Consider the following 7,251-nt stretch of genomic DNA (forward strand, 5'->3'; position numbering starts at 1 on the left):
CTCAAAATCGCGAAATTAGAGGCTATAAAACAGAATTTGAAACTAAAAAAGCCAAGCTTTTTTCAAAATTAATAAAGTTTATTTCAAATCTAAAAGAATTTGATAAACTAAACCAAATTCTCCACAAAATCCAAACAGAAGATGAACTCAATAATTTCAAACTAGAATATAATTTATAAAATTGCAATATTGTACGTTATCGTGTACAATATATAATGTAAGAAAAGGAGGAGATATAAATGAAAGTAGCAAATTCAACTGATGTTAGAAAAAACTTTAAAAAATATTTAGATCAATCTAGGGAAGATCATGAACCTATTATTATAACTACTGCAAATAAAGAAGATATGATATTAACATCAAGAGAAGATTATGAATCTTTATCTGAAACTATACACCTTTTATCTTCTAGAGCTAATGGAAATAGATTATTTGATTCTATCAAGCAATATGAAGATGGGAAGACTACTAGTTTTACATTAGATGAATTAAATGGTGAAAAGTAATGAGAATAGAGTTTACAACAAATGGATTAGAAGATTATAATTATTGGGCTATCAATGATAAAAAAAAGTTTAAAAGATTAATTAAACTAATAGAAAATATAATTAGAACTCCTTTTCAAGGAATAGGAAAACCTGAACCTCTAAAAAATAATTTAAAAGGTCTCTGGTCAAGAAGATTAGACATAGAACATAGAATAGTATATATTGTCGAAGATAATAAAATAGTTATCCTACAATGTAGATATCACTATGATTAATAAAAAAATTCTCTAGATTTTACTAGAGAATTTTTTTAATTTCCAATTGTTTTTCTCAACAATAACAATCACGACTTTATTTTTTTCGCACATTTATAGTCATTAAGCTTCAGCCCTCTGTTCCTACAACAACGACAAGGTCTTTATTTTTTTGAATTTAGTCTTTTTCTAGATGTTACTCTACTTCTCAGTAAATGTGTTGCGAGTTTCGTCGAACCCACTATGCCCGTCAGGCATCTCACTAAGAAACGGGGATCCATGGTCTCACTCTATAACATCAATTGGTTATTGCTTCGGTTTCTCTTTGACATCGTAATTTTCTTATTGCTAACAAGAAAATTTCGTACTCGTCAATCGAGAAACCATAAAAAGGAAGAGTAAACAAAAGTGAGCTTTTCTTTGGTTCGTTTCTTTTGCTGACTCACATTTAAAATTAGATTTAATTACATCTAATTTTGATATTCGTGAATCGGAAATGAACCCGTATTAAAGAGGGACTCTTTAAAATTTCAGCAGTCCTATTTCTATAATTTTCAATAGAAGCGAATATTGACTTTATCACCATACACAGATAAAAAGCTCAAATTATCACAGATAAAAAATAATCAGTAAGAATCAAAGAACTTATCAGATTTAACCCGTGTACCTATTATTATAAACTATAATAAATCTAGGTTTCCTTACCTTCCTCTATTTTCTTTTTCCTCCTACTACTTGACTATTTCTTTTATTTGGTCTATAATCAAATTGATAGAGCCAAACAGCGGTTAGCGATTTCCATTTGGAAATGTCTGCCCGGATTACTGTGATGGCCTTTTTTTTTACCCGGAGGTTCTTTATGTGTATTTCAAAACCTGCTCTTACTAGAGAAGAAATGATAATTCTACTAAAAAAAAGAAAATTAAAGTTTAATTCAGAATCTAAATCTATAGAAATTTTAAAAAGACTTAACTATCAAAAACTTATGGCATATAAATTCAAATTTTTAAATTCTTCCAATGATTTTATTGATGGTACTACTTTTGAAGATATATATGATTTATATAAATTTGATAGGGAATTAAAGTTTCTTATACTAGAATTAGTTGAAAGTATTGAATTAGCTTTACGAACACAAATAGCTTATGAATTAGGTCATAAATATGGAATTCATTGCCAATTTAATAAGAATCATTTCAACAATTCTTTCTTTCATGAAACCTTTTTAAAAAAATTAGAATATAAATTAGAACCAACTAATAACGAACGACCATTAATGGTAAAGCATCATCAAAATAAATATAATGATCATTTACCCATATATAAATTTATAGAGCTTTCTACTCTTGGTCAGCTATCAAAATTTTTTAAAAATTTATTAAAAGAAGACAAAGAAATAATTGTTGAGAATTATTATAAATCTCTTTACCATAAAGTTAATGCTAAACATATTACTTCATGGCTTTTAACTATAACAGAAGTTAGAAATACTTGTGCTCACCATGAAAAATTATTTGATAATATCTTGGAGATTTCTCCTATAAAACATAGAACTTGGAGAGATATTTCTAAAAAAACTCCTCAAGGTAAGGAACTTTTTAATATTTATGCTATCTTTTTGGTTTTTAAATATCTTATACAGGATAAGGACCTATTCAATGAAACTATTGATAATTTACAAATTTTATTTAATAGATACTCTAATGTTATTAACCCATCAAAAGATTTAAAATTCCCTATTGATTGGATAACTACTTTAAAAATATAATAATAGGCAGCTCAAGTAGATAACTTACTATGAGTTGCCTTTTTTTCATTTTTAATATCTATCCCCATGTTACCTATTTTCCTTTTTATTAAGTAACAATTTGTTACCTAACAAAAAGACTGGAACAAATTCCAGCCTTTTTTTCTATCTTTATCATTTTATCTTTATACTTGCTTTTATTGTATTAAAATATATCTTGAGAGATTTCTTTTTTAGATCTGAAAGAAATTTTTCAGAGATATCTACTTTTTTCATAGTTAGTATTATAGCTTCTTTTTCTAATTTTTCTTTCCTTTTATCATCTAGTTTTTCAAATTCTTCTAGAGTCATTTCCTCATTGTTTTCTTCTTTATTTTCTTTAGGTAACAACTTGTTCCCTTTAACTTCTTCTTTATTACTAGTTTTTTCTTCCTTTACTTTATTAAAATTATGAGAAGAAATAACTTTTTCTTTGACTTCTATCCTAATATTTTTCATAATTCCATTTATATATTGGACTAAAGTAGTTTTTATATCCTGTTTTACACTAGTGTACAATCGATTTAAAATATCTAGGGTATATTTCTCATCGTTTTCATTCAATATTTTATTAATTTTATTATCTACCCTTTTATTCCAAGCTTTAGAAACATATATATTCCTTTTAGCTTTTAAAATTGCTTTCTCTAATTTGTCAGATAGAGTATCCTTATAGTCAGATGGTGTAGTCTTATCTTTTTTTATTACCTTCTTTTTAGCTGCTTGTTTTTCTGCTTTTCCTTTAATTTCTTGTTTTAATGATTTGTCAGATAGTGTAGTCTTATCCTTCTTTATCCCTTTAGTTTCGCTACTTCTTTCATTTGATAAATCCTTAGTTTTACTTATCTTCCCTATATCTAATTTCAAATTAATTAATTTGTCAGATGGAGTATCCTTATAGTCAGATAGTGTAGTCTTATCACTCTTTTTTATAGTAAATTCAACACTTTCTATCTTTCTACCTTTTTTTAATTTAACATAATCAACATTTAAAGAAGTTTTTTCATTTATATCATCTCTAGCTTTCATCAATACTTTTTTATCTAAATTTGACATTTTATCATAACTTTTATTTGTACAATCTAATAGTTCTCGAAAATTATCTAATTTAAAATTTCTCTTTCCTATAGATTCATATTGCTTTAATAGTTGATATAACCTTTTTCCATATTTATTATCTAATGATACAAATTCTTTCAACGAATATTGAGTAAATTGTTCCTTTAATTGCCTAAATACAGGAACCATTCGCTTATTAACTTCTACAGTTATTTTTTTCTTCTCATTATTAAAAATCAAAGTTGGAAAAGGTTTAATTCTTTCATAACCATCTATAGTTTTTAAATAAAATGTCCTATCCTGCAAAGAATGTAGAATCCTTTCAAATTCCTTATAGCTTCGATCTTTTGCATTTGTCATATTTTTTATATCTTCACTTTTAAAAGTCACTTCATTTTCTTTTTCATGTCTCATTTTATATAAAATAGTAATAAATAAATTTAATTCTAACTCTGTAAAATCTGTAAATTTACTTTCGTTTAAATAATTATGGTGTACAACCATTTCATTTCTATTCATTTTTTCCCCCAAAAACCCTTTTTAAAAGGATACCACAACAAATCTAAGTATCCAAGTTTTATTTTTATGGTTTGTCAGATGGAGTATCCTTTAAAGTCAGATAGAGTATCCCCTTTGTCAGATGGGGTATCCCTTTTGTCAGATAGAGTATCCTCTTTTGATTTATATCCCTTTATATTATTGACTTACAGATCGCCTAAAACATTAAAAGATATAAAAAGAAAAAACAACCTATAAGAAAGTTGTCTTTTTTGATCCTTTCTTTATAAACGTATAGAAAAAGATATCTCTATTATTTAATAATATTTCTCTCTCTAAATATAATCTCATCATAAGAATTCCATATATCCTCATTAAATCATCTTAATACAAAAATAAATACTAATATACCAAATAGATTACCCAAACTCTTAGAATTGAAATAAGAGCTTATTTTATCTCTTCAAACAATTTATCAAAACTTTCCAATAATTTAGAAAATTTCTCTTTTTGTTTATTGGACAAATTAGATATATTGATCTTATTATATTTCTTTTTAAAGTTATTGTATTCAGATTCCAAATCAAAATTAAACTCTTTTTCTATAGTAATAATATCCTGACCTAATACCAAAGTATTTAATTCTTCTTTAGTTATATTACTTTCAATCATCTCTAGAATAGATTTTTTCTCAGGATGAGTCAATAAAATATCAATAATTTTTTGAGAAGCTGTAGCAATCAAATATTTTGAATGATCTAATTTCATATCTTTATAAATTTTATATCTATTTCTATGTCTTAATGCAGTCATCTTATTAAACCCATTGATTCCTAGCCATTGAACATATAATCCATTATGGGGACTACCGGCTAATTTATCAAAGACATCTTGAAAAATTCTTCCTAAATGTAATCTAGCATTTAATTGAACTCCTAATAACTCTTGAGATTTTAAAATTAAATAATTATTTAATTCATGGTTTTCTGAAAGTTCAAAAGAAACTTCTATCTTGTTAGGTAACAATTCGTTACCTATAACACTTTCTTTTTTGTTAAGTAACAAATTGTTACCTTTAGATTTATCATCTTTTTTCAAATTATTTCTTTTTAAATGACTTAAATCAACATTAATCATTAAAAATCACCTCTATCATCTCTATATATCTGTCTCTAGTTTCAAATGATCTCTTATCTTCAGTTTCAAAAATAGTTTTACCTTTTTCTGATAGTTCCTCTTCCAAAGCTGTTCTTTTTATTGGATTTAATAAGGTAACACTACTATCTTTTGTAAACTCTTCCAGTGCTTTAAAATATGCTTTATTTACTTTAGTTCCTCCATAAAAATTAGGAGCAATTAAATTAACTTTTTGTCCAGCTTCAGTTTCTAAAAATCTAGCTAATCCGTTAACAGAAGACTTATCTAACATAATTGGGACTATTATTTTATTTGATATTTCAAGAGCCACACTGTCTAAAACTCCATCTACAGCAGGAGCACCATCAATTAAGATAACTTGATAAGTTTTCTTTAAATATTCAAAAGCATCTTTGATCTTATTTTTCATATTAGATCCAAAAACATCGGTTTCCAAAGGATAATAATGAATATTTGGTCTAATGTGGATAGAACAGTCATTTTTTGTTTTAACAAAATGTTTAAATCCATTACCGGCTTCCCAATCGTGACCAAACATAGCCAAAGAATCATTTTGAGCATCAAAGGTAACAATAGCTGTTTTTAGGTTAGATTTTTCTAGTCCAGAAGCTAAGTTCTTTGTAATAGTTGATTTCCCAACTCCACCTTTATAGTTTTTAATATAAATAATCATTTTATTCCACCTCTTAATTTATAAAACTCTTTACAATGAGTGTACCATAAAATTATCTAATCATAAAATAAAGGATGTTACCTCACTTTTAAATATATAATAATTAAAGGTAACAAGCATAAAAAACTTGGTTTAGGACTTTATTTTTGACTTTAGTTCTTTTTTTAGATGTTATTCTACTTCTCAGTAGATATCTTACGAGTTTCGTCGAACCCACTATGTCCGTCAGGCACCCCACTAAGAAACGGGGATTCATGGATTTGCTCAATAACATCATTTAGAAAAAGTGAGTTTTTCTTTGGTTCGTTTCTTTTGCTCACCAAAAGTAAATGAACTCACTTAAGGATGAAATCCTTAGGTTTAAATTTAAAATAGTTTCAAGTTTGTTCAGGAGGTTGATTTTTATGTCGAAATTTAATATTTTCCATCTTTTACTTACTATCTTCTACCTGCTACTTACTGTTTGTATTTTCTCTATGACCTCAGAAGAATATTGGATAGCCTTAAATAAAAGAGCTAATCAAATATATGGAGGGTTAGATTTAGCACTCACTGTAAATGTTGGTAACTACTATGATAATTCAGAATCAGAATTTAGATCTGGAGTAGGATTTTCCATTCCTATTTATTCCAAACAACAAAAAATTAGCAGAAGAAATGCAAAAATAAAATATCTTCAAGATGGCTCAGATCTAATAAGTAACTTAAAGAAAAATAGAAAGTTACTCTTACTTTTAAAAGATAAAAAAGAAGCTCTCCAAGCTTTTATAGGAGATAACGGAGCGAGTGATATAAAGTCTTATTTTCAAACAGAGGAAGAACTCTTAGACCTACATCTAACAATAGAATCCATAGAAAGAAAAATAGAAACTATGCTGCAATAAATTAAAGTAAGAAGTTAAAAGTAAGAGGTAAGAAGTGTTTTTATCTACAGATCTTAATTCTTTTTCTAGATGTTACCCTGCTTCTCAGTAGATATCTTGCGAGTTTCGTCGAACCCACTATGCCCGTCAGGCATCCTACTAAGAAACGGGGATTCATGGTCTCACTCTATAACATTATTTAGAAAAAGTGAGTTTTTCTTTCCTCTATTTCTTTTGCTCATGAAAAGAAACAGAGTCAGTTAAGGATGAAATCCTTAGAATTTAGAAGTATATTTTATCTATAGTTTTCCTTGTGTTTAAGGGAAAACTACAACAAGGAAAGAGTTGGAGGTGTTACCTTATGCTAGTTGGCCGTGATAACCTATTACAAAAAGAAATAAATCCTCGCTTAAAATCCCACAGACCCTTTATTTTAGTTGGTCAGAGGGGAATTGGGAAAAGTGAGTTACTA

General features: G+C 27.2%; 7 protein-coding genes. 4 read left to right on the forward strand and 3 right to left on the reverse strand.

Going from position 1 to position 7,251, the window contains the following annotated elements; all coding sequences use genetic code 11:
• Window positions 1–239: 239 nt before the first annotated feature.
• The 3 genes from WBG30_RS13240 (at window position 240) to WBG30_RS13250 (ending at window position 2,510) form a co-directional block, all read left to right on the forward strand.
• Window positions 240–506 carry a type II toxin-antitoxin system Phd/YefM family antitoxin gene (locus tag WBG30_RS13240; RefSeq protein ID WP_424505128.1) on the forward strand — a complete coding sequence of 89 codons (267 nt, stop codon included), beginning with the start codon at window positions 240–242 and terminating at the stop codon, window positions 504–506.
• Complete coding sequence (locus tag WBG30_RS13245; RefSeq protein ID WP_424504734.1) at window positions 506–763, forward strand: Txe/YoeB family addiction module toxin; 258 nt, start codon at window positions 506–508, stop codon at window positions 761–763. The genes WBG30_RS13240 and WBG30_RS13245 overlap by 1 nt, the downstream gene beginning before the upstream one ends.
• Before the next feature lie 838 nt (window positions 764–1,601).
• Window positions 1,602–2,510 carry an Abi family protein gene (locus tag WBG30_RS13250; protein ID WP_424505129.1) on the forward strand — a complete coding sequence of 303 codons (909 nt, stop codon included), beginning with the start codon at window positions 1,602–1,604 and terminating at the stop codon, window positions 2,508–2,510.
• A 153-nt stretch (window positions 2,511–2,663) separates the two neighbouring features.
• Here the strand turns inward: WBG30_RS13250 and WBG30_RS13255 are convergent, their stop codons facing one another.
• The 3 genes from WBG30_RS13255 to WBG30_RS13265 form a co-directional block, all read right to left on the reverse strand.
• On the reverse strand, window positions 2,664–4,106 hold the full coding sequence (locus tag WBG30_RS13255) for a replication initiation protein (protein WP_424505130.1): 1,443 nt from the start codon (window positions 4,104–4,106) through the stop codon (window positions 2,664–2,666).
• A 429-nt stretch (window positions 4,107–4,535) separates the two neighbouring features.
• Window positions 4,536–5,222 carry a hypothetical protein gene (locus WBG30_RS13260; protein ID WP_424505131.1) on the reverse strand — a complete coding sequence of 229 codons (687 nt, stop codon included), beginning with the start codon at window positions 5,220–5,222 and terminating at the stop codon, window positions 4,536–4,538.
• A complete protein-coding gene (locus WBG30_RS13265) occupies window positions 5,215–5,916 on the reverse strand; it encodes a ParA family protein (protein ID WP_424505132.1) in 702 nt (233 codons plus the stop codon). The genes WBG30_RS13260 and WBG30_RS13265 overlap by 8 nt, the downstream gene beginning before the upstream one ends.
• A gap of 404 nt (window positions 5,917–6,320) precedes the next feature.
• Between WBG30_RS13265 and WBG30_RS13270 the strand changes: the two genes are divergently transcribed.
• The gene (locus WBG30_RS13270) at window positions 6,321–6,800 is read left to right on the forward strand and encodes a hypothetical protein (RefSeq protein ID WP_424505133.1); all 480 of its coding nucleotides are present in this window, start codon (window positions 6,321–6,323) and stop codon (window positions 6,798–6,800) included.
• The last annotated feature ends 451 nt before the right edge of the window (window positions 6,801–7,251 follow it).

It is taken from the genome of Psychrilyobacter sp. (assembly GCF_049671765.1).
Taxonomy (GTDB): Bacteria; Fusobacteriota; Fusobacteriia; order Fusobacteriales; family Fusobacteriaceae; genus Psychrilyobacter.